This is a genomic window from Allosphingosinicella sp. (assembly GCF_036387215.1).
Classification (GTDB): Bacteria; Pseudomonadota; Alphaproteobacteria; order Sphingomonadales; family Sphingomonadaceae; genus Allosphingosinicella.
This window is the reverse complement of the sequence record NZ_DASVUE010000034.1, coordinates 1-18,162: the sequence shown is the minus strand read 5'-3', so window position 1 is coordinate 18,162 and position 18,162 is coordinate 1. Positions and strand designations below refer to the sequence as shown.

Sequence of the window (18,162 nt, the reverse complement as noted above, 5' to 3'; positions counted from 1 at the left end):
GGGCGGCCCCACCATCTCCCCGTGCAATAGGTGTGAACCTTGTGTGGCCATTGCCGAGGGGCGGCATATCGACGTCGTCGAAATGGACGCCGCCAGTCACACCGGCGTGGACGATGTTCGCGAGATCATCGAGGCCGTGCGCTACGCGGCCGTGTCGGCGCGGTACAAGGTGTACATCATCGACGAAGTCCACATGCTGTCGAAGAACGCGTTCAACGCGCTTCTGAAGACGCTCGAGGAACCGCCGGCGCATGTGAAGTTCCTGTTCGCCACCACCGAGGTGAACAAGGTGCCGGTGACGGTGCTGTCCCGCTGCCAGCGCTTCGACCTTCGCCGGATCTCCGCCGAGCAACTCGGCGCCCATTTCGCCGCCGTCTGCGAGAAGGAGGGGGTGGAGGTGGAGGCCGAGGCGCTTGCGCTCATCGCCCGCGCCGCCGAAGGCTCGGCTCGCGACGGCCTCTCGATCCTCGATCAGGCGATCGCGCACGGTTCGGGCGGCGGAGTGACCGCGGATCAGGTCCGCCAGATGCTGGGCCTCTCCGATCGCGGCGCCACCCGGCAGCTGCTCGCGCACCTGCTCGCCGGCGACGCGCAGGCGGCGCTTGCCGCCGTGAAGGACCAGTATGATCTCGGCGTCGAGCCTGCAGCGCTGATCCGCGGCCTTCTTGAAAGCGTCCACGGTATCACCCGCGCCAAGGTCGGCGGCGGCAGCGATCCCGCCCAGTCGGTCGAGGAGCGGGAAGCCTATGCCGATTGGGCGAGCCGCCTCGGCTACGGCACCGTCCACCGCCTGTGGCAGCTTCTGCTCAAGGGCTTGTCGGAAGTGAACAGCGCCGCAATGCCGCTCGAAGCCGCCGAAATGGCGCTGCTCCGCGTCATTCATGCCTCGGAGCTGCCGGATCCCGGCGCGCTGATGGAGAAATTGATGAGCGGCGAAGCGGTCGCCGCCGCTCCTCAACCGGCTCCCGCTGCCGCCTCTCAAGGTGCGATGCTGAAGGCCCCGGCCACTTATGCGGCCCTGGTCGATCTGCTTGCTTCCAACGGCAAGCCGCACCTTGCCCAGCAGCTCCACGATTATGTCGGCCTCGTCCGCTACGCACCGCCCGAGCTTGTGATCCGCCCGGTGAAGCCGCTTTCAGGCGATCTTCCGCGCGATCTCGGCGCGGCGCTGAAGAGCCTCACCGGCGCCACCTGGCAGATCGTCTCCTCCGATCAGCCGTCGGAACCGACCCTCCTCGAGCAAGAGCAGAACCAGGCCGAGCAGCTCCGCCAGTCTGTGCTTGAAACCCCGATCGTCAAAGCCGCGTTGGAAGCCTTTCCCGACGCCGAGCTCGTCAACCACAGCATCAACGAACAACGGAGCGCATGATCCAATGCCCGATTTCGACGAAATCATGAAAATGGCGCAGAACGCCCAGGCGGAGCTTCAGAAGGCCACCGACAATCTCGACAATGTCGAGGTGGAGGGCGTCTCGGGCGGCGGCCTCGTCCGCATCCGCGCAAGCGCCAAGGGCCGGATCATCAACGTCGCCATCGACGAGAGCCTCCTGCAGCCGTCCGAGAAGCAGATGGTCGAGGATCTCGTCGCCGCCGCGATCAACGACGCCCGCGCCAAGGCCGATCAGGCGGCAAGCGCCGAGATGCAGAAGATCACCAGCGGCCTGCCCCTCCCGCCCGGCTTCAAGATGCCCTTTTAAGGATGCATGCCGGTCCTGCCTTTGCCGAACTGCCGTTCTGGCGGCATCTGTTCTGGCTGAGCTTCGGGGCCTGGGTGGCGATCGAAATCGCCATCTGGTCCCGCGACCGCCGGCGGGTCGAGGGTCGGCGCGACGACCGCGGAAGCATGGTCTGGATTTCCGTGGCGATCACCGCAGGCATCTTCGGCGCCTTCCAATGCGTCCGATTTGGCGCCGCCAGGATCGCCTCACCGCCCCAGTTGCTCGTCGCGGCGGGGCTCGTCTTCATCTGGGCGGGTATCGTGCTGCGCATCTGGGCGGTCCGCACCCTCGGCCGCTACTTCCGGGTGACGGTCACCACCCAGGAGGACCACAAGCTCGTTGAGGCAGGCCCTTACCGGCACATGAGCAACCCGGCCTATACCGGCGGCATGCTTACTCTCGCCGGGATCGGGCTGGCGTTCGGGAACTGGCTGTCGCTGGCCTCGATCGTGCTTCTGCCGCTGATCGGCTTCATCTGGCGGATCAGGATCGAGGAGGCGAGCCTTGCCGCCCACTTCCGCGAGGATTTCGCCCGCTACCGCCGCGCCCGCTGGGCGCTGGTGCCGTTCGTCTGGTAGCTCTTACTGCCCGTTGTCCATGGGCTCGGGCTCGGCAGGTTCGGGAGCGGCCTGCTCCGGCGGCGGGGCCTCGGCGGGAACCGGCGTCCCGATGTCAGGAGCCTGGATATAATCCTCCGCCCGCTCCGGCCGCGGAGCCGGCGCTGTCTTCGTCTGGCCCTTCTTCCGCACCGGCGTGATCACTACCGGCTCCTCGGCGGCGACACGACCGCCCTGGCCCCGCAGGCAGGCGTCGAGCCCGTCGCGAGCCACCACCCGGATCCGCGCCGCGATCGAATTGCCATAGCGCCGCGTGAAGCCGCCGGGGGTGATCGCGTCGCGCTTCTTGGGCAGCGGCAGCACCGCCGCGATCCGCGCCGCCTCGGTCCGGCTGAGGTTCGATGCGTCCTTGCGGAAATAGCGCTGGGCGCCCGCGTTGACGCCGTAAGTGGCTATCCCCGTCTCGGCGACGTTGAGGTAGACCTCCATGATCCTTTGCTTCGGCCACATCGTCTCGATCAGCAAAGTGAACCAAGCTTCGAGGCCCTTCCGGAAATAGCCGCCGCCCTGCCACAGGAACGCGTTCTTCGCCGTCTGCTGGCTGATCGTGGAGCCGCCGCGGATCACTCCGCGTCCCTCGGCATTCCGCCGCATCGCCGCGGCGATCGCGTCCTGGTCAAAGCCGTAATGGGAGCAGAATTTCGAATCCTCCGCCGCGATCGCCGCCCGCTCCATGTCGTCGTCGATCTCGGAGAGAGGCATCCAGTCCCGGGTGATGCTCCGCCCGCTCATCACGTCTCCGAGCATCGTGAACGTGACCGGCGGCGGCACGAAGCGGTAGAGCAGCACCCAGAGCACGCTCACGAGCAGGAACAAAAGAAAAGCGCGGATGATCCAGCCGACGATCCGACCGAACCACCCGCGCTTCGGAGCTTTGCGCTTCGATCTTGCTGCCGTCGCCATTGCGGCGGACTAGCCGAGCCTTCCGACCTTATCCAGCCGCCGTCAGCAGCCGCCGTTCGCCGGCGAGGCTCATCAGCGACTTCTGGAGCTTCTCGAAGGCGCGGACCTCGATCTGGCGGATGCGCTCGCGGCTGACGTCGTAGACCTGGGAGAGCTCCTCCAGGGTCTTCGGATCGTCCGACAGGCGCCGCTCGGTCAGGATGTGCTTCTCGCGGTCGTTGAGGCTTTCCATCGCCTCCACCAGAAGCTCGTGGCGGACCTTCGTCTCCTCGGCCTCGGCGACGCGCTCGTCCTGCAGCGGATCGGTGTCGACCAGCCAATCCTGCCACTGGCCTTCGCCTTCCTCGCGGAGCGGCACATTGAGCGAAGTATCCCCGCCCATCGCCATCCGGCGGTTCATCGAGATCACCTCGTCCTCGGAGACGCCGAGGTCGGTCGCGATCTTGGTCACGTCCTCCGGCTTCAGGTCCCCGTCCTCAAACGCTTCGATCTGGTTCTTCATCCGGCGAAGGTTGAAGAACAACTTCTTCTGCGCGGCCGTGGTGCCCATCTTCACGAGGCTCCACGAGCGCAGGATGAATTCCTGGATCGAGGCGCGGATCCACCACATCGCATAGGTGGCGAGGCGGAAGCCCCTTTCCGGCTCGAACTTCTTCACGCCCTGCATGAGGCCGATATTGCCTTCGGAAATGAGCTCCGCGACCGGCAACCCGTAGCCGCGATAGCCCATGGCGATCTTGGCGACGAGGCGCAGGTGCGAGTTGACCAGCTTGGCTGCGGCATCAGTGTCCTGATGCTCGGTCCAGCGCTTGGCCAGCATATATTCCTCTTCGGGCGAGAGGATCGGAAACTTCTTGATCTCCGAGAGATAGCGATTGAGCCCCGCTTCGCCGCTCGCAGCGGGGATCGTCGGGACCTTATTACCGCCAGCCATGATCGTTCATTCTCCCTTCGCGGGCGCACCATTGAAGGTCTTGCCGCAGCGTTGATTGCTATACCGTAAGCGCCCTGAACAGTTCCTGCATATCCGACGGAAGGGCGCTTTCGAACGACAAGGACTCCCTCGTCACCGGATGGGTGAAGCCAAGTGCGGCAGCGTGCAGCGCCTGGCGTTTGAAGTCCAATTGATTGAGCAACTCTCTGTGAGCGATTTTAGTTCGCCCGTAGGCCGGGTCGCCCAACAGCGGGTGCCCGATCGAAGTCATATGGACGCGGACCTGGTGCGTCCGCCCCGTCTCCAGCCTGCATTCCACCATTGCCGCCTCTCTTAGCGGCTGAAGCAGGCGAAAATGCGTCACTGCGCGCTTCCCACGGCCTTCGGCGACGATCGCCATCTTCTGCCGGTTGGCGGAAGATCGGGCGAGCGGCGCATCGACGCTGCCGCTGGCGGGGTTCGGAACCCCTGCGACGATTGCCAGATAGCGCCGCTCGATGCTGTGCCTCGCGAATTGCGCCGCCAGCCCTTCATGGGCGACGTCGGTCTTGGCGACCACCAGCAGCCCGGAGGTGTCCTTGTCGATGCGATGGACGATCCCAGGTCTCGCAACTCCGCCGATGCCCGACAGCCGGCCGGCGCAATGGTGCAGCAGAGCGTTCACGAGGGTACCGTCGAGGTTGCCGGCGGCAGGATGGACGACCATCCCCGCCGGCTTGTCCACCACCAGCAGGTGTTCGTCCTCGAAGACGATCTCGAGTGCGATGTCCTGCGGCTCGTTATGGGCCGGGGCAGGGGCGGGGATCCGCACCTCATAATCACCGGGCTTGGCCTTGGACGAAGGGTCGCGCACCTGGGCGCCGGCCTCGTTCCGCACTTCGCCGCTGCTGATCAGCGCCTTGACGCGCTCGCGGGACAGGGTGGGGAGGGCCGCCGCCAAAGCACGATCGAGCCGCCAGCCCGAAGCCTCGGCAGCGACCGTTGCAGTGATGATCGACACCCCCCTGTCCATCCGGTCTCCCATGTGGTGATGAAGCGCGGATTTTCAAGCTTTTCCGCCGCTCCCGGCTCTCCGCCGCCACGGCCGCCTTGCAACCTTCAGCGGCAAGCGCCAATAGGGCGGAGGCAGCCTAGAAAATAGCATCGACAGGGGCAGTAAAGGCATGAAATCCTACGAATTCGCGAGCCTTCTGTGTTCGCGTCTGTGCCATGATCTGCTGAGCCCCGTCGGCGCACTCAACAACGGCATCGAGCTCCTCGCGGACGAACACGACCCCGAGATGCGCGCCCGCTGCCTCGAGCTGCTCGGCGAAAGCGCCCGCGCTTCCGCGAACAAGCTCAAATTCTTCCGTCTCGCTTTCGGCGCTGCCGGCGGTTTCGCCGACGAGGTCGATACGCGCGAGGCGCGGGTGGCGATCGAGGGGCTGTTCGGAGGCGAGGGCCGGATCCAGCTCGGCTGGATGGTCGATGATCCGACGATGAGCAAGTCGGCTCTGAAGATCCTCCTCAACCTCGTCCTCATCACCGGCGACGCGCTCGTTCGCGGCGGCCGGCTCGACGTCGGCGCCGAGAAGCATGACGGCGGCCTCGACATCGTGATCCGAGCGGAGGGCACCCGGATCGTGCTCGATCCTGAGCTCAAGAGCGTCCTCATCGGCCAAAGCTCCGAGGATTCGATCGCTCCCCGCGCCGCGGCCGCCTGGCTGGTGCATTGCCTCGTCACCGAGGGCGGCGGCCAGGTGCAGGTGATGGACCAGGAGGAGGGTATGCTCCTCATCGGCGCCTCCCTGCCGCGTTAGCGCTTCTTCCGCCGGGCTTGACGCGCTCCTCTTTTTCGAGCCGATATTGACGCATGGACAATATCATCGACTGCCCCTCGCCCAATTTCGACGAGCGCGACCAGCCAGTGTCGATGATCGTCCTCCATTATACGGGCATGAAGGATGCCGCTTCCGCGATCGACCGGTTGCGCGATCCGGAGGCGCAGGTCTCCTGCCATTATCTCGTTGCGGAGGACGGGCAGATATTGCGGATGGTGCCGGAGGAGAAAAGGGCCTGGCATGCCGGCGAATCCTCCTGGCGCGGCAATCAGAAGGTGAACTCGGCAAGCATCGGCATAGAGATCGTCAATCCGGGCCATGAGCTCGGCTACCCGCCGTTCCCCGACGAGCAGATCGACGCTTTGATCCCGCTCGTAGCGGATATCAAGGAGCGCTACGGGATTACGCGCGGCAACGTGGTCGGCCATTCCGACATCGCCCCTCGGCGCAAGCAGGATCCGGGCGAGCTTTTCCCCTGGGGCAAGCTTGCGCGGCTCCGGCTCGCGCTTCCGCGGCCGACCAAGAACCTCATGGACCCCAATTGGACCAAGGGCGGCTTCCTGCTCGCGCTCGAGCGGTTCGGCTACGACGTCACGGATCCGATGGCCGCGATCGTCGCCTTCCAGCGCCGCTTCCGCCCCGAGCTGATCGACGGGGAGATCGACGCCGAGCTCCGCTGCATCCTGCTCGCGCTTCTGCTTCCCAAACCGCAGGGCGAAGACTAGAGAGGCCGCGCCAGAGGGTCGGGCAGCCGCGGCTCGGCTTTTGCCGGGGCGAGGAAAGTCCGGGCTCCACGGAACGACGGTGCCGGGTAACACCCGGCGGCCCTGGACCTGATCCGGGGTCAGGGAAAGTGCCACAGAAAGGATACCGCCGGCCTTAGGGCCGGTAAGGTCGAAAGGGTGCGGTAAGAGCGCACCGCGGGCCCGGCAACGGGAACGGCACGGCAAACCCCACCGGGAGCAAGACCGAATAGGGGCGGCGCGGGGCTTATTGCTCCAGGGTCTGTTCCGGCCCAGTCGCCCGGGTTGGTTGCTTGAGGGAGGGAGCAATCCCTCTCCTAGAGGAATGGCTGCACAGCCCCCGAAAGGGGGTGGACAGAACCCGGCTTATAGACCCTCTGGCATTTACCTTGCCGTCGCCGGGCGGAAGGCGACGACCATCCAAAGGATGAGCAGCAGCCCGGCAGCGGGCAGCGGGCTCGAAGCGATCAGCTCGAGCTCGTCCGGCACCGGCCCCGTACGTCCGAGCAGCACGAAGGCCGCGGCGACGGCGACGCTGGCTGCGGCTTCGCCTGCAAAGCGGCGCCAGGCGGCGCGGCGTTGCGCCTCCATTCTCCGCTCGGCTGCGAGGGCACGTTCCACCCGCGAGACGAAAGTTTCGTCCGGGCTCCGCTCCGCCCCCCGAAGCAGCGCCCCGAGCCGTGCATCGATCGCTTCGTCTTCACTCATTTGAACTCTCCAGTGACTGAACGAGTCGTGCGCGGGCCCGGGCGACGATGCTCTTCAAGGTGCCGAGCGGCAAGTCCATGATCCGGGCCGCTTCGCCGTGCGAATAGCCTTCCGCGAAGCACAGCATAGCTGCCGCCCGTTCCCGCTCGTCGAGCGAGGCGAGGGCGCGGTCGACGTCCAGCGCTGCCTCCGGAGCAAATTCGGCGCCTGGGGTGGAGCTTTCAAGGGTATGGAAGTCCCGCTCCATCCGTCTCGTGTCGGCTCGACGGGCGGAGAGGAAGCTCGTCCAGGCGATCCGCATCAGCCACGCGCCATAGCTTCCTTCCTCTCGCCACGAGGCCCGCATGCTCCAGGCCTTGACGAAGACCTCTTGCGCCAGGTCGTCCGCGCCGTCGCCTCGGGTCAGGCGGTTGAGGAAGCGCCTGACCTTCGCCTCGTGCATGCGCACGAGCGCGGCAAAGGCGGCAGCGTCACCCGCCGCCGCCTGCCGCGCTCGTCCGGTCTCCTCCATTGCGCCTGCGCCTATCAGGATCGGCCGCTCAACCTTGATTCTCCCAGCGCCGCACCAGCCAGAAGCGGATGAGGAGCGCCACTCCGACGAACAGTGGGAAGAGGGCTGCGCCGGACAGGTTGCGGATGTCGTCCGCGTCCCCCTGGATCAGCCCGAAGCCGAACAGGGCCAGCGCGAGAGCGACCAGGACGAAGCCCGTCCGGTCGTCGTTGCCGGTTCCAGGCTGCGGCTCCTCGATGCCGGCAAGCAGGGCAGGAACGGACGCATTGTCCCGGCTGATCGCCTCGCGGATCGTCCGGTGCTGCACGCTCGTCCGGTAAAGCCGTGCCAGATGCGCGACGATAAGCACCGCACCCGTGGTCAGCACTGCGAAAATCAATACGTCCTGCCCCATCTCAACTCTCCTTCGATCAGATTACCCCCTAAAGACGCCGCTGCGCCGTCGGCTGGATGAGGCAGGGAGAAATTTTTTCGACTTGCGACGTGCGCCGTCCGCTCCCGCCGACTAGATAAGGCCGATGGCAAGGCAGACGCGTTCGAACGACTGGGGATTTCCGCGCTGGCGGGGCTACGGCAGCACGCGCGACGCGAAGCAGGTGCGGCTCTGCGACCGCGACGGCTGCACCGAACCGGGAGATCGGCCCGCGCCCAAGACTCCGAACGGGCCGGAGCGCTGGTATTTTTGCGAGCGTCACGCCGCCGAATACAACAAGAACTGGAATTATTTCGAAGGGCTGTCAGCGGAGGACGCCGCCGAACGCGAGGCCGGCGAGCGCCGCGATGCGGGCGGGTTCAGGCAATCCAATCATTATAGCTGGGGCGGCCCCGGCGACGGCAGCCGAAGCCGCGACGAGATGCGCGCCCTCGACGTGCTCGAGGTGGAAAGCGACGCCTCGTTCGAGGACATCAAGTCCGCATACCGGAGGCTCGCCAAAGTGAACCACCCCGACACCAACCAGGGCGACGCCGAGGCGGCCGCTCGGTTCCAGGGCATTCAGGCGGCGTATGAGGTCCTTCGCAAGGCTGAGGAGCGGCGAAGCTCGCTCTCGCCCTGAGCTCTCACCAGCTCTTGGTGAACATGAAGGTGGCGGTCACATGCGCCACCGGGTCGGCGGCATCGCCGTCATGGGCGAGCCCGCGCACGAAGCCGACGCTGTTCGTCGTGGCATAGCATTCGCCGCGGCCGATGATGCGCTTGCCGGGTGTCGCCGGCCGCAGATAATCGACCCGCATGTCGAGCGTCGCCTGGTGCCGGAAGCGGTCGAGCTTCACCCAGATGGCCATGCTCGTGGCCATGTCCATCAGGCTGATGATCGGCCCCGAGGCGATCACCCCGCTGGAGGCGACGCCGATCAGCTTCTCCTGGTAATCGAGACCAAGCTCCACCCAGTCCGCGCCGTGATCCACGTAGAGGATCCCCAGTGCGCCGCCATGGCCGACCTGGCGCGCATAGGCGGTGAAGAGCTTCGGATCGAAACCTGCGCTTTCGCTGAGCGGTGGAAGATCGCTCACCCGCGCAGCCGCTCGGCGGTCTGGCGGATCAGCTCGATCATGTTGGGGATGCCCTGGGTGCGGTTGGAGCTCAGCTGCTTTCCAAGTTCGAACGGCGCCAAGGCCGTATCGATGTCGGCCGCGAGGATCTGCTCGGGCGTGCGGTCCTGCACTGCCAGCAGCACGAGCGCGATGATGCCCTTGGTGATGGCGGCGTTGCTGTCGGCGAGGAAGTGGAGCCTGCCGTCGTCGCGGACCGTGGGGTAGACCCACACCGACGCCGAGCAGCCGCGGACGAGGGTCGCGTCGGTCTTGAGTGCGTCGGGCATCGGCTCCAGCGCCCGCCCCAGATCGATCAGCAGCCGGTAGCGGTCGTCCGGCTCCAGCAATTCGTAATCGGCATGGACGTCGTCAAGTGAGGCGAAGGCGGTCATCCAGGCTCAGATAGTCGGCGCCGGCGGCTTCGTCACCTCCGCCGCGATCAGATTTCGATACCGCTCGCGATCGCCTCGAGCTTGCGCACCCGCTCCTTCAGCTCCGCCACTTCCGGCTTGGCGCCGCCGCGGCGGCTGGGCCCGAAATCAAGCTCCAGCCGCTTCAATTCCAGCCAGCCGCTCCAAGCGCGGAGGGTAGCCGCGCTGGCGATACCGATGCCGACCAGAGCGGCCGAGGCAGCCATCATGATCATGGTCGGATCGTTCATTTCCCTCTTTCCCCTATTTGTCCCGAAGCCGCTCGATCTCACGTTCCAGGCTGTTCTCTTTCTCGACCGTGATGCGCTCGAGCACCGCCAGCCGCTCCTTCAGCATCTTCACTTCGTCCCGAAGCCGCACCGTTTCCGCGCTCTCGATCGCCTCGCCGTCAGGCTGGCCACCCCGGCGCCTCGAGCGGGATCCGTGCTTGGACTTGATGATGCTCGCGAGCATTACCATCGCGACGATGAGCACCACCATCAATTGACCGCCGTTCATCATTCCATTCTCCCCGTGTTCCGCCCGATCGGGCCTTCGGTCAGTTGCGCGGAAGGCGCAGGCTCTCGATTTCCTGGGTCAGGCGGTGGCTGTCGTCGGTGACAATCCGCTCGACGTTGGCCAGCCGGTCCTTGACCGAGCCGAGTTCGGCGCGGAGCTGTGCATTCTCGGAGCTCAGAAGCTTGATCCGCTCCAGCGCTTCGTCGCCGGTCTTCGGATAGATTGCCTGGCCCCAGGCTCCGTCGAGCGGATAACCGTGCTTGATCCTGAGCCACGTGGTGAGAATCCAGCCGCCGATCGCGAGTACCCCCAGGATGCCGATGAGCGGAGCAAGCTCCCCGAACGAAATGTCCATTCAATATCTCCCTGTTCGTCTTGTCTTTGCCGCCGCTGCTCAGCGCAGCTGTTCGATCTCGCGCGAGAGGCTGGCGTTGGAGCTCGTCACATAGGTCTCGACGTCAGCCAACCGTCGGTCGAGATCGCGGAATTTCGACCGGACGTCGCGGATGGTCCGCTTCGGGGACGCCCGGACGCCTTGCCAGAATTTGGCGTCGTCCGGCGCCTGCTCGCGCAGTTCCAGCGGCTTCGGGGGGGCGATCAGTCCCGCGGCGATATAGACGAGGATGAGCGCGCCCGATCCGAGGATGGTGCCGATCACCATCCCGATGCGGACGACGGTGACATCGATGCCGGTATAGTCGGCAATGCCGGCGCAGACGCCCATCCACTTCTTGTTCTGCTTGTCGAGGTAGAACTTCGTGCGACGTGGAATCTCGGTCATTTGCTGATCCTCCGGATGGAACTGGAGTCTTCGAGGCTGAGGCCGGCCGGATCCTGCGCCAGCTGGCGCCAGCCGGGATTTTCGGCTGCCATGATGCGCTCGATGGTCACCATGCGGTCATCGAGGCGCCTCGCCAGTTCGTGCAGCTCGTCGAGCAGTTTCTCGTCCTCTCCGGTGATGGTGGCGGCGCTTTTCCACTTGGTGATGTAGTGGAAGATGAGCCACGGAAGCCCCAGGAAGATGATCGGGACGACGATGATCGGGATCAGGATTTCTTCCACGGCCTCAGCCCTCCTTCTCTGAGTTGAGCCGCGCCTTCAGCGCCTGGAGCTCGGCATCGACGGCTTCCTCGTTCCTGAGCTCCGCGATCTCCTCCTCAAGCGACTTGGGCGGTGCTCCGAGCGACAGCGCATCGGCTTCGCCCTCGGCATAATCGGCGCGGCGCTCGAGAACGTCGAAGCGGGAAAAGGCCTCGCTGACCTTCGGACCCGCATACATCTCGCGGAGCCTGGTGCGGTTGTGGGCGCTCTCCATCCGTGCGGCGATCGCGTTCTGCCGCGTCCGCGCCTCCCGAAGCCGGCCCTGAAGCTTGGCGATGTCAGCCTCCGACGCACGAAGCGCATCGTCCAGAACCTGGATCTCGACACCGAGCTGCTCGGCCATGTCGCCGGCCTTCCGCTTCTCGACAAGAGCGGCCTTCGCCAAATCCTCGCGGCCCTTCGACAGCGCCAGCTCCGCCTTCTCGGTCCAGCCCTCCTGGATCTTCTCGAGCTTCGAGATCTGCCGGCGCATCTCCTTCTGGTCCGCAATCGTGCGGGCAGCGGACGCGCGGACCTCAACAAGCGTCTCCTCCATCTCCATGATGATCATCCGGATCATCTTGGCCGGATCCTCAGCCTTATCGAGAAGATCCGTCATGTTGGCGGCGATGATGTCCCTGGTGCGGGAGAAGATGCTCATCAAATAGAACTCCACTTTCGGTCGTGTCGGCCGCGAGGGGCGGGGCGGAGGAGCCGGCCGCGACGGCCGGGGCGCGCGGGGTGGAGCTATTTTGAAGAGCTCATCCCGCCCGACCAGAACCGTCTCGGCCATTAGGCCGCCACCGCTGCGTTCGAGGCAGTACCGGCATAAACCACGGGAGTGGTTTCGACCAGCCGGGCCGGCCCGACCGCGGCGCCGACCGCGGTGAAGGTGAAAACGAGAGCGCCCAGCATCGAGAGGGCGACGCGAGAGAAATCATTGTTGAACATGTCTTGTCTCCTGAACCTGGCTTTTTCCAATTTCCGCCAGTCCCCCCGGCGGTATGCCTCGTCATCTACAAGAGCCGTGCCAAGTCTCCGGAAGCCCGGATTTCTGCCGAAAAGCGGCAGGGAAGCGGCTGTCGTTCCAGATTGGACTTGCCAAGCCGTGGGAAATTACACCAAGCTTTGGGAATGGAGCGAAACACCCAGCTGGTCGGCCAATCCTCGTCCTTCCTCGACGCTGTCGAGAGGGCGAGCCGCGCCGCTGCGCTCGACCGTCCGGTGCTTGTGATCGGCGAACGCGGAACCGGCAAGGAATTGGTCGCCGAGCGCCTCCACCGGCTGTCGCCGCGGTGGGATCAGCCGCTCGTCACCATGAACTGCGCCGCCCTTCCGGAAACTCTGATCGAAGCCGAGCTGTTCGGCCATGAGGCGGGCGCCTTTACCGGCGCCACCAAGGCGCGTGTCGGGCGGTTCGAGGAGGCGGACGGCGGCACCCTGTTCCTCGACGAGTTGGCGACCCTCTCGCAGGGCGCACAGGAGCGGCTGCTGAGGGCCGTGGAATATGGGGAAGTCACCCGCATCGGCGCCTCTAAGCCCGTGCAGGTCGACGTGCGCATCGTCGCTGCGACCAACGAGCATCTCCCGAAGCTCGTCGAAGAAAATCGTTTCCGTGCCGATCTTCTCGACCGGCTCTGTTTCGAGGTGGTGACGCTGCCGCCGCTCCGCCACCGGATCAGCGACATTCCGGTCCTTGCCGATCACTTCGCCCGGCGGATGGCGCTCGAACTCGAATGGGACAAGTGGCCCGGCTTCAGCGCGTCCGCGTCGGCGAAGCTGCTCGCCTACGACTGGCCCGGCAACGTCCGCGAGCTTCGGAACGTCGTCGAGCGCGCGGTCTACCGCTGGGAGGATCAGGAGCGGCCGATCGACGCGATCCAATTCGATCCGTTCGAATCGCCCTGGCGCCCCGCTGCCGCCAACGAGAACAAGCGGGAGGCGGAGCCGACGGTGACGATCTCCACTCCCATGCCCACGGGCCCGGTCAGCGCCTACGATCCGTCCAGCTGTGCCGATTTCCGGCTCGCCATCGCGGAATATGAGAAGGCGATCCTTTCGACTGCGCTCGAAAAGTGCCGCTGGAACCAGCGCGCCGCTGCCGCCGCGCTCCAGCTCAGCTACGACCAGCTCCGCCACGCGCTGAAGCGGCACGAGATACTTGCGCCTGCGGAGGCGAAATAGGCTTTAATTAGCCCGCCAGCTGCCTACCTGAGGGTCAACCAACAGGAGGACTCCCCCATGGCGTTCACGCTCCCCCCCTTGCCCTACGCCTATGATGCGCTTGAGCCGACGATCGATGCGCAGACGATGCAGCTGCATCACAGCAAGCACCATCAGGCCTATGTGGACAAACTGAACGAGGGGGTAAGCGAGGATCCGTCGTTGGAGGGGAAGACCCTCGAGGAAATCCTCGCGAGCATCTCCTCCCAGCCCAAGAAGGTCCGCAACAATGGCGGCGGGCACTGGAACCACAGCTTCTTCTGGGAGACGATGAAACCCGGCGGAAGTGCGCCGGTTGGCCGGCTCGCCGAGGTGATCGACGACGCCTTCGGCTCGCTGGACGCGTTAAAGAAGAAATTCAACGAGGCGGGCGTCGGCCAGTTCGGCTCCGGCTGGGTATGGCTCGTGGCCGATCACGACGGACAGCTCTCGATCGTCGCGACGCCGAACCAGGACAATCCCCTGATGGACGATGCGCCGGTGAAGGGAACGCCGATCCTGGGCAACGACGTTTGGGAGCACGCTTACTATCTGAAGTACAACAATCGCCGCGCCGACTACCTCAACGCCTGGTGGGACGTGGTCGATTGGGAGAAGGTGGCGGAGCGCTACGAGGGGGTCGGGCAGTCGGCGGTCGCCGAGCTCGCCTGAGCCTCAACTCTTGAGGCGGTAGCCGGTCCTGAAGATCCAGGCGACCACGCCGAGGCAGATGAAGAAGAAGGCCAAAGTGGCGGCGAGGCTCGTTCCCACCGCCACGTCGGCCGTGCCGTAGAAGGTCCAGCGGAAGCCGTTGATCAGATAGACGATCGGGTTGAAGAGGGTGATCGTCCGCCACGGCTCGGGCAGCATGTCGATCGAATAGAAGGACCCTCCGAGGAACGTGAGGGGGGTGACGATCAGGAGCGGGATCACCTGCAGCTGCTCGAACCCCTTTGCCCAGATGCCGACGATGAAGCCGAACAGGCAGAATGTGGCCGCGATCAGCAGCAGGAAGGCGATCATGAAGATCGGGTGCAGAATGCGGATGTCCACGAACAGGTGGGCAGTCGCGAGGATCACCAAGGCGACGATCGTGGATTTCGTGGCGGCCGCGCCGACATAGCCGAGCACGGTTTCGAACGCGGATAAGGGCGCCGACAGCAGCTCGTAGATCGTGCCGGTGAAGCGGGGCATGTGGATGCCAAACGATGCGTTGAAGATGCTTTCCGTGAAGAGCGAGAGCATCATGAGACCGGGCACGATGAACGCGCCGTAACTGACGCCATCTATCGCGGTCATCCGCGAGCCGATCGCGGAGCCGAACACGACGAAATAAAGCGAGGTCGTGATCACCGGCACTGCAAGGCCTGTCCAGAGCGTCCGCTTGAACCGGTGCATCTCGAACTTGTAGATCGCCCAGACGCCGCGGGCGTTGAATGCGGAGACGCTCATCCGCCCTTCCTTTCGGTGACGAGGCTCACGAAGATGTCCTCCAGCGAACTCTGCCGCGTGTTGAGATCCTTGAAGGCGATGCCGAGATCGCTAAGGCGGCGCAGAAGCGACGGGATGCCGGTGCGTTCCGCTTTCCCGTCAAAGACATATTCGAGTTCGTTGCCGTCGGCCTTCAGCGCCAGATCCCATTCGGCGAGCTCGGGCGGAATCGCGGACATCGGCTCAGAGAGGTTCAGCGTCAGCTGCTTCTTGCCGAGCTTCTCCATCAGCCGGGTCTTCTCCTCCACCAGGATCAGCTCGCCCTTGGAGATGACGCCGATGCGGTCGGCCATCTCCTCGGCTTCCTCGATATAATGGGTGGTGAGGATGACGGTGACGCCGCTCTCGCGAAGCTGGCGAACGAGCGCCCACATGTCGCGGCGAAGCTCGACGTCGACGCCTGCGGTGGGTTCGTCGAGGAACAGCACCTCCGGTTCGTGCGCGAGCGCCTTGGCGATCATCACGCGGCGCTTCATGCCGCCGGACAGCTCCTTGATCTTCGTATGGCGCTTATCCCACAGCGAGAGGTCCTTCAGCACCTTTTCGATGAAGGCCGGGTTCTTCGGGCGTCCGAACAGGCCGCGGCTGAAGGCGACGGTGTCCCACACCGCCTCGAATGCATCGGTATTGAGCTCCTGCGGCACCAAACCGATCAGCGTCCGCGCCTGACGGTAGTCGCCCAGGATGTCATGGCCAGCGACCTGCACGGTTCCGGAACTCGGCGTCACGAGGCCGCAGACGATGCTGATGAGCGTCGTCTTTCCCGCACCGTTCGGGCCGAGCAAGGCAAAGATCTCGCCCTTCTGGATGTCCAGGTCGACAGCCTTCAGCGCCTGATGCCCGGAAGCATAGGTTTTGGTGAGGCCCGCGATGGAGATGACCGGCTGCATGGCTTTACTGCGTCGGAGGAACGGGCGGTTCCTCCGATCCTTTCTCGAGCTGCATGCCGTGCCGCATCAGCATCGGCACATTGGCGAGTGCGAAGACAAAGGTGGCGGGGAGGGCGCCCCAGAGCTTGAAGCCGACCCAGAAATCGGTGCTCGAGTTTCGCCAGACCGCTTCATTCATGGCCGCCATCGCGACGAAGAACAGGATCCAGTTGCGCGTCAGCAGCTGCCAGCCGCGCTCGGAAAGGCCGGGATAGGCTGAGCCGAGCACCGTCTCGAGGAGGTTGCGGCGCGTCACCACTCCGAAGGTCAGGAGCCCTGCCGCCACGAGATAGTAGATGGTGGGCTTCAGCTTGATGAAGGTCTCGTTGTGGAGCCAGAGGGTGATGCCGCCCAGCACCATCACCATCACGCCGGAGAAGAGCAGCATCGGCGAGATATGGCGGTAGCGGATCTGCGAGATCACCATCGCCACGATCATCGCCGCCATAAAGGCACCGGTCGCGTAGAAGATCTTGAGCACGTCCGGCACGGGAGCGAAGCCGTTGACGAGGAAGAAGACCAGGAGCGGCCCCAGATCGATCGCCAGCTTCGCGCCCGTCGACGCTTTCCTTTGTTCGCTGTCTGTCACTGCAATTCCTCGTCGGTGGCGCCGGCGATCGCCTGCCCTGCTTCTTCGGGGTCGAATGGGCGCAGATCGTCCATGCCTTCGCCCACGCCGATCGCGTGGATGGGGATGCCATATTGCTGGGCGGCCGCCACGAGCACGCCGCCCCGCGCGGTGCCGTCGAGCTTGGTCATGACGAGCCCCGTCACGCCGGCCACCTCCCTGAACACTTCGATCTGGTTTAATGCGTTCTGCCCCGTCGTCGCGTCGAGCACGAGCACGACATCGTGCGGAGCGGCCGGATTCAATCGTCCCAGCACGCGCCGGATCTTGGCGAGCTCGTCCATCAGGCCCGTCTTGTTCTGGAGCCGCCCGGCGGTATCGACGATCAGCACGTCGATGCCCTCGGCGGTGGCTTTCTTCAACCCGTCGAACACGATCGCCGAGGCATCGCCGCCCTCCGGGCCGGTTATGATCGGCACGCCGATCCGCTCGGCCCAGATCCTGAGCTGTCCGATCGCCGCGGCCCTGAATGTGTCGCCGGCGGCGAGCAGCACCGAATAATCCTGCTCCAGGAACAGGTGCGCGAGCTTGGCGATGGTGGTGGTCTTGCCGGAGCCGTTGACGCCGACGACCAGGATCACCTGCGGCCGCGGGAATGCATCGATCTCGAGCGGCACCGCGACCGGTGCGAGGATCTTCGACAGTTCGTCGGCGACGACCAGCTTCACGCCCGCTTCCGACAGGCCGCGCTCGAAGCGCTCCGCCGCCAGGCGATCCCGCACCCTCGCGGCGGCCGAAGGGCCGAGGTCCGAGGCGATCAGCGCTTCCTCGATCTCGTCCAGCGTCTGGGCATCGAGCGCAGCCTTGGTGAAGAGCCCGGTGAGGTTCTCGCCGAGCCGCTCGGAGGTCTTCTGAAAGCCGCCGCGGAGCCGGTCGAGCCAGGGAGTCTCGCTCAAGCCGCTTCTCCGATCAGCATCCCGCCGTCGATGTCCGTGATCGTCACCTCCACCACCTTACCGACCTCATGCCCCTTCACCCGCACCGGCGCGAAATTCTCGGAATGGCCCGTGCCGCCCCTTTCGACCAGTACGCGCTGCCGCGTCCCCACCATTTCGTCCAGCCACGCCGCCTTGCGCCGAGCTGTCGCCTCCCGGAGCCGCTGCGCCCGCGCCTTGATCGCCTCCGCAAGCACCTGCGGCATGCGCGCCGCTGGGGTGCCCTGCTTGGGCGAATAAGGGAAGATATGCCCCATCACGATGTCGCAGTCATCGATCAGCCTGAGGCTGTTCTCGGCCATTTTTTCCGTCTCAGTGGGAAAACCGGCGATGAGGTCCGCGCCGATGGCGATCTCCGGCCGTTTCGCCTTCAGCCGGGCTACCGTCTCCACCGCCTGCGCGCGGCTGTGGCGGCGCTTCATGCGCTTCAGGATCATGTCGTCGCCAGCCTGGAAGCTCATATGGAGGTGCGGCATGAAGC

General features: G+C 65.1%; 27 protein-coding genes, 1 other RNA gene and 1 pseudogene. 9 read left to right on the top strand and 20 right to left on the bottom strand.

The features are described from left to right. The 3 genes from dnaX to VF662_RS01640 all read left to right on the top strand — a co-directional run. On the top strand, nt 1-1,369 hold a 1,369-nt coding region (gene dnaX, locus VF662_RS01650; RefSeq protein ID WP_464136941.1), incomplete at its 5' end, for a DNA polymerase III subunit gamma/tau. A gap of 4 nt (nt 1,370-1,373) precedes the next feature. Continuing rightward, nucleotides 1,374-1,697 carry a YbaB/EbfC family nucleoid-associated protein gene (locus VF662_RS01645; protein WP_464136937.1) on the top strand — a complete coding sequence of 108 codons (324 nt, stop codon included), beginning with the start codon at nt 1,374-1,376 and terminating at the stop codon, nt 1,695-1,697. 2 nt (nt 1,698-1,699) lie between these two features. Further along, nucleotides 1,700-2,296, top strand: a complete 597-nt coding sequence (locus VF662_RS01640; protein ID WP_464136934.1) for a methyltransferase family protein — start codon at nt 1,700-1,702, stop codon at nt 2,294-2,296. A 219-nt stretch (nt 2,297-2,515) separates the two neighbouring features. Here VF662_RS01640 and mtgA read toward each other — a convergent pair. From mtgA to VF662_RS01625, 3 genes and pseudogenes are all read right to left on the bottom strand, one after another. Further along, nucleotides 2,516-3,238 (bottom strand): annotated as a pseudogene (gene mtgA / locus VF662_RS01635) (monofunctional biosynthetic peptidoglycan transglycosylase); the annotation flags it as partial. A gap of 28 nt (nt 3,239-3,266) precedes the next feature. Next, the gene (rpoH, locus tag VF662_RS01630; RefSeq protein WP_464136932.1) at nt 3,267-4,172 is read right to left on the bottom strand and encodes an RNA polymerase sigma factor RpoH; all 906 of its coding nucleotides are present in this window, start codon (nt 4,170-4,172) and stop codon (nt 3,267-3,269) included. Nucleotides 4,173-4,230: 58 nt separating this feature from the next. Beyond that, nucleotides 4,231-5,184: an RluA family pseudouridine synthase gene (locus VF662_RS01625; protein ID WP_464136930.1), complete on the bottom strand. Its 954-nt coding sequence runs from the start codon at nt 5,182-5,184 to the stop codon at nt 4,231-4,233. 151 nt (nt 5,185-5,335) lie between these two features. Here VF662_RS01625 and VF662_RS01620 point away from each other — a divergent pair, with 151 nt between their 5' ends. The 3 genes from VF662_RS01620 (at nt 5,336) to rnpB (ending at nt 7,120) form a co-directional block, all read left to right on the top strand. Beyond that, complete coding sequence (locus VF662_RS01620; protein WP_464136927.1) at nt 5,336-5,971, top strand: histidine phosphotransferase family protein; 636 nt, start codon at nt 5,336-5,338, stop codon at nt 5,969-5,971. A 53-nt stretch (nt 5,972-6,024) separates the two neighbouring features. Next, complete coding sequence (locus VF662_RS01615) at nt 6,025-6,717, top strand: N-acetylmuramoyl-L-alanine amidase (RefSeq protein WP_464136924.1); 693 nt, start codon at nt 6,025-6,027, stop codon at nt 6,715-6,717. Nucleotides 6,718-6,727: 10 nt separating this feature from the next. After that, an RNA gene (rnpB, locus tag VF662_RS01610) (RNase P RNA component class A) lies at nt 6,728-7,120 on the top strand. Here the strand turns inward: rnpB and VF662_RS01605 are convergent. Genes VF662_RS01605 through VF662_RS01595 form a run of 3 tightly spaced genes read right to left on the bottom strand, consistent with a single transcriptional unit; the run spans nt 7,120 to nt 8,348 of the window. Next, entirely contained in the window at nt 7,120-7,443 is a 324-nt protein-coding gene (locus VF662_RS01605; protein WP_464136922.1) for a hypothetical protein, read from the bottom strand. The two genes, rnpB and VF662_RS01605, sit on opposite strands and share 1 nt — an antisense overlap. Continuing rightward, the gene (locus tag VF662_RS01600; protein ID WP_464136920.1) at nt 7,436-7,954 is read right to left on the bottom strand and encodes an RNA polymerase sigma factor; all 519 of its coding nucleotides are present in this window, start codon (nt 7,952-7,954) and stop codon (nt 7,436-7,438) included. The genes VF662_RS01605 and VF662_RS01600 overlap by 8 nt, the downstream gene beginning before the upstream one ends. 28 nt (nt 7,955-7,982) lie before the next feature. Continuing rightward, a complete protein-coding gene (locus VF662_RS01595) occupies nt 7,983-8,348 on the bottom strand; it encodes a hypothetical protein (RefSeq protein ID WP_464136918.1) in 366 nt (121 codons plus the stop codon). 124 nt (nt 8,349-8,472) lie between these two features. On the opposite strand from VF662_RS01595, the gene VF662_RS01590 reads away from it, so the two are divergent. Continuing rightward, nucleotides 8,473-9,009 (top strand): J domain-containing protein, encoded by a 537-nt coding sequence (locus tag VF662_RS01590; RefSeq protein ID WP_464136917.1) that lies wholly within the window; start codon nt 8,473-8,475, stop codon nt 9,007-9,009. A 4-nt stretch (nt 9,010-9,013) separates the two neighbouring features. Here VF662_RS01590 and VF662_RS01585 read toward each other — a convergent pair whose 3' ends face one another. The 9 genes from VF662_RS01585 to VF662_RS01545 form a co-directional block, all read right to left on the bottom strand. Beyond that, nucleotides 9,014-9,466 carry a PaaI family thioesterase gene (locus VF662_RS01585; RefSeq protein ID WP_464136915.1) on the bottom strand — a complete coding sequence of 151 codons (453 nt, stop codon included), beginning with the start codon at nt 9,464-9,466 and terminating at the stop codon, nt 9,014-9,016. Beyond that, nucleotides 9,463-9,879, bottom strand: a complete 417-nt coding sequence (locus VF662_RS01580; protein ID WP_464136913.1) for a SufE family protein — start codon at nt 9,877-9,879, stop codon at nt 9,463-9,465. The genes VF662_RS01585 and VF662_RS01580 overlap by 4 nt, the downstream gene beginning before the upstream one ends. Nucleotides 9,880-9,926: 47 nt before the next feature. Continuing rightward, nucleotides 9,927-10,148 (bottom strand): hypothetical protein, encoded by a 222-nt coding sequence (locus tag VF662_RS01575; RefSeq protein ID WP_464136910.1) that lies wholly within the window; start codon nt 10,146-10,148, stop codon nt 9,927-9,929. Between the two features lie 13 nt (nt 10,149-10,161). Continuing rightward, the gene (locus tag VF662_RS01570; protein ID WP_464136908.1) at nt 10,162-10,419 is read right to left on the bottom strand and encodes a hypothetical protein; all 258 of its coding nucleotides are present in this window, start codon (nt 10,417-10,419) and stop codon (nt 10,162-10,164) included. A 37-nt stretch (nt 10,420-10,456) separates the two neighbouring features. Next, nucleotides 10,457-10,771 carry a hypothetical protein gene (locus VF662_RS01565; RefSeq protein ID WP_464136907.1) on the bottom strand — a complete coding sequence of 105 codons (315 nt, stop codon included), beginning with the start codon at nt 10,769-10,771 and terminating at the stop codon, nt 10,457-10,459. A gap of 39 nt (nt 10,772-10,810) precedes the next feature. Then, nucleotides 10,811-11,197: an envelope stress response membrane protein PspC gene (pspC, locus tag VF662_RS01560; RefSeq protein ID WP_464136904.1), complete on the bottom strand. Its 387-nt coding sequence runs from the start codon at nt 11,195-11,197 to the stop codon at nt 10,811-10,813. Then, a complete protein-coding gene (pspB, locus tag VF662_RS01555) occupies nt 11,194-11,478 on the bottom strand; it encodes an envelope stress response membrane protein PspB (protein WP_464136902.1) in 285 nt (94 codons plus the stop codon). The genes pspC and pspB overlap by 4 nt, the downstream gene beginning before the upstream one ends. 4 nt (nt 11,479-11,482) lie before the next feature. Then, complete coding sequence (gene pspA, locus VF662_RS01550; protein WP_464136899.1) at nt 11,483-12,157, bottom strand: phage shock protein PspA; 675 nt, start codon at nt 12,155-12,157, stop codon at nt 11,483-11,485. Nucleotides 12,158-12,288: 131 nt separating this feature from the next. Further along, on the bottom strand, nt 12,289-12,447 hold the full coding sequence (locus VF662_RS01545; RefSeq protein ID WP_464136896.1) for a hypothetical protein: 159 nt from the start codon (nt 12,445-12,447) through the stop codon (nt 12,289-12,291). 183 nt (nt 12,448-12,630) lie between these two features. Between VF662_RS01545 and pspF the strand changes: the two genes are divergently transcribed. Further along, complete coding sequence (gene pspF, locus VF662_RS01540; RefSeq protein ID WP_464136894.1) at nt 12,631-13,680, top strand: phage shock protein operon transcriptional activator; 1,050 nt, start codon at nt 12,631-12,633, stop codon at nt 13,678-13,680. A gap of 57 nt (nt 13,681-13,737) precedes the next feature. Beyond that, on the top strand, nt 13,738-14,370 hold the full coding sequence (locus VF662_RS01535) for a superoxide dismutase (RefSeq protein WP_464136892.1): 633 nt from the start codon (nt 13,738-13,740) through the stop codon (nt 14,368-14,370). 3 nt (nt 14,371-14,373) lie between these two features. Here the strand turns inward: VF662_RS01535 and VF662_RS01530 are convergent, their stop codons facing one another. The 5 genes from VF662_RS01530 to VF662_RS01510 form a co-directional block, all read right to left on the bottom strand. Beyond that, nucleotides 14,374-15,150, bottom strand: coding sequence for an ABC transporter permease (locus VF662_RS01530; RefSeq protein WP_464136889.1), 777 nt, complete (start codon nt 15,148-15,150; stop codon nt 14,374-14,376). Beyond that, complete coding sequence (locus VF662_RS01525) at nt 15,147-16,079, bottom strand: ABC transporter ATP-binding protein (protein ID WP_464136887.1); 933 nt, start codon at nt 16,077-16,079, stop codon at nt 15,147-15,149. Before VF662_RS01525 ends, VF662_RS01530 begins: the two co-directional genes overlap by 4 nt. A 4-nt stretch (nt 16,080-16,083) precedes the next feature. Next, on the bottom strand, nt 16,084-16,707 hold the full coding sequence (locus tag VF662_RS01520) for a septation protein A (protein ID WP_464136886.1): 624 nt from the start codon (nt 16,705-16,707) through the stop codon (nt 16,084-16,086). Continuing rightward, a complete protein-coding gene (ftsY, locus tag VF662_RS01515) occupies nt 16,704-17,642 on the bottom strand; it encodes a signal recognition particle-docking protein FtsY (RefSeq protein WP_464136883.1) in 939 nt (312 codons plus the stop codon). Before ftsY ends, VF662_RS01520 begins: the two co-directional genes overlap by 4 nt. Then, nucleotides 17,639-18,162: radical SAM protein (locus VF662_RS01510; RefSeq protein ID WP_464136880.1), on the bottom strand; the 524-nt coding region annotated here is incomplete at its 5' end. The genes ftsY and VF662_RS01510, both read right to left, overlap by 4 nt.

Excerpts from the sequence above, each read along its gene's own strand:
- VF662_RS01645 (WP_464136937.1), top strand. The coding sequence starts at position 1,374 with ATGCCCGATTTCGACGAAATCATGAAAATGGCGCAGAACGCCCAGGCG.
- VF662_RS01640 (WP_464136934.1), top strand. The coding sequence starts at position 1,700 with ATGCATGCCGGTCCTGCCTTTGCCGAACTGCCGTTCTGGCGGCATCTG.
- rpoH (WP_464136932.1), bottom strand. The coding sequence starts at position 4,172 with ATGGCTGGCGGTAATAAGGTCCCGACGATCCCCGCTGCGAGCGGCGAA.
- VF662_RS01625 (WP_464136930.1), bottom strand. The coding sequence starts at position 5,184 with ATGGACAGGGGGGTGTCGATCATCACTGCAACGGTCGCTGCCGAGGCT.
- VF662_RS01620 (WP_464136927.1), top strand. The coding sequence starts at position 5,336 with ATGAAATCCTACGAATTCGCGAGCCTTCTGTGTTCGCGTCTGTGCCAT.
- VF662_RS01615 (WP_464136924.1), top strand. The coding sequence starts at position 6,025 with ATGGACAATATCATCGACTGCCCCTCGCCCAATTTCGACGAGCGCGAC.
- VF662_RS01605 (WP_464136922.1), bottom strand. The coding sequence starts at position 7,443 with ATGAGTGAAGACGAAGCGATCGATGCACGGCTCGGGGCGCTGCTTCGG.
- VF662_RS01600 (WP_464136920.1), bottom strand. The coding sequence starts at position 7,954 with ATGGAGGAGACCGGACGAGCGCGGCAGGCGGCGGCGGGTGACGCTGCC.
- VF662_RS01595 (WP_464136918.1), bottom strand. The coding sequence starts at position 8,348 with ATGGGGCAGGACGTATTGATTTTCGCAGTGCTGACCACGGGTGCGGTG.
- VF662_RS01590 (WP_464136917.1), top strand. The coding sequence starts at position 8,473 with ATGGCAAGGCAGACGCGTTCGAACGACTGGGGATTTCCGCGCTGGCGG.
- VF662_RS01580 (WP_464136913.1), bottom strand. The coding sequence starts at position 9,879 with ATGACCGCCTTCGCCTCACTTGACGACGTCCATGCCGATTACGAATTG.
- VF662_RS01575 (WP_464136910.1), bottom strand. The coding sequence starts at position 10,148 with ATGAACGATCCGACCATGATCATGATGGCTGCCTCGGCCGCTCTGGTC.
- VF662_RS01570 (WP_464136908.1), bottom strand. The coding sequence starts at position 10,419 with ATGATGAACGGCGGTCAATTGATGGTGGTGCTCATCGTCGCGATGGTA.
- VF662_RS01565 (WP_464136907.1), bottom strand. The coding sequence starts at position 10,771 with ATGGACATTTCGTTCGGGGAGCTTGCTCCGCTCATCGGCATCCTGGGG.
- pspC (WP_464136904.1), bottom strand. The coding sequence starts at position 11,197 with ATGACCGAGATTCCACGTCGCACGAAGTTCTACCTCGACAAGCAGAAC.
- pspA (WP_464136899.1), bottom strand. The coding sequence starts at position 12,157 with ATGAGCATCTTCTCCCGCACCAGGGACATCATCGCCGCCAACATGACG.
- VF662_RS01545 (WP_464136896.1), bottom strand. The coding sequence starts at position 12,447 with ATGTTCAACAATGATTTCTCTCGCGTCGCCCTCTCGATGCTGGGCGCT.
- pspF (WP_464136894.1), top strand. The coding sequence starts at position 12,631 with ATGGAGCGAAACACCCAGCTGGTCGGCCAATCCTCGTCCTTCCTCGAC.
- VF662_RS01535 (WP_464136892.1), top strand. The coding sequence starts at position 13,738 with ATGGCGTTCACGCTCCCCCCCTTGCCCTACGCCTATGATGCGCTTGAG.
- VF662_RS01530 (WP_464136889.1), bottom strand. The coding sequence starts at position 15,150 with ATGAGCGTCTCCGCATTCAACGCCCGCGGCGTCTGGGCGATCTACAAG.
- VF662_RS01525 (WP_464136887.1), bottom strand. The coding sequence starts at position 16,079 with ATGCAGCCGGTCATCTCCATCGCGGGCCTCACCAAAACCTATGCTTCC.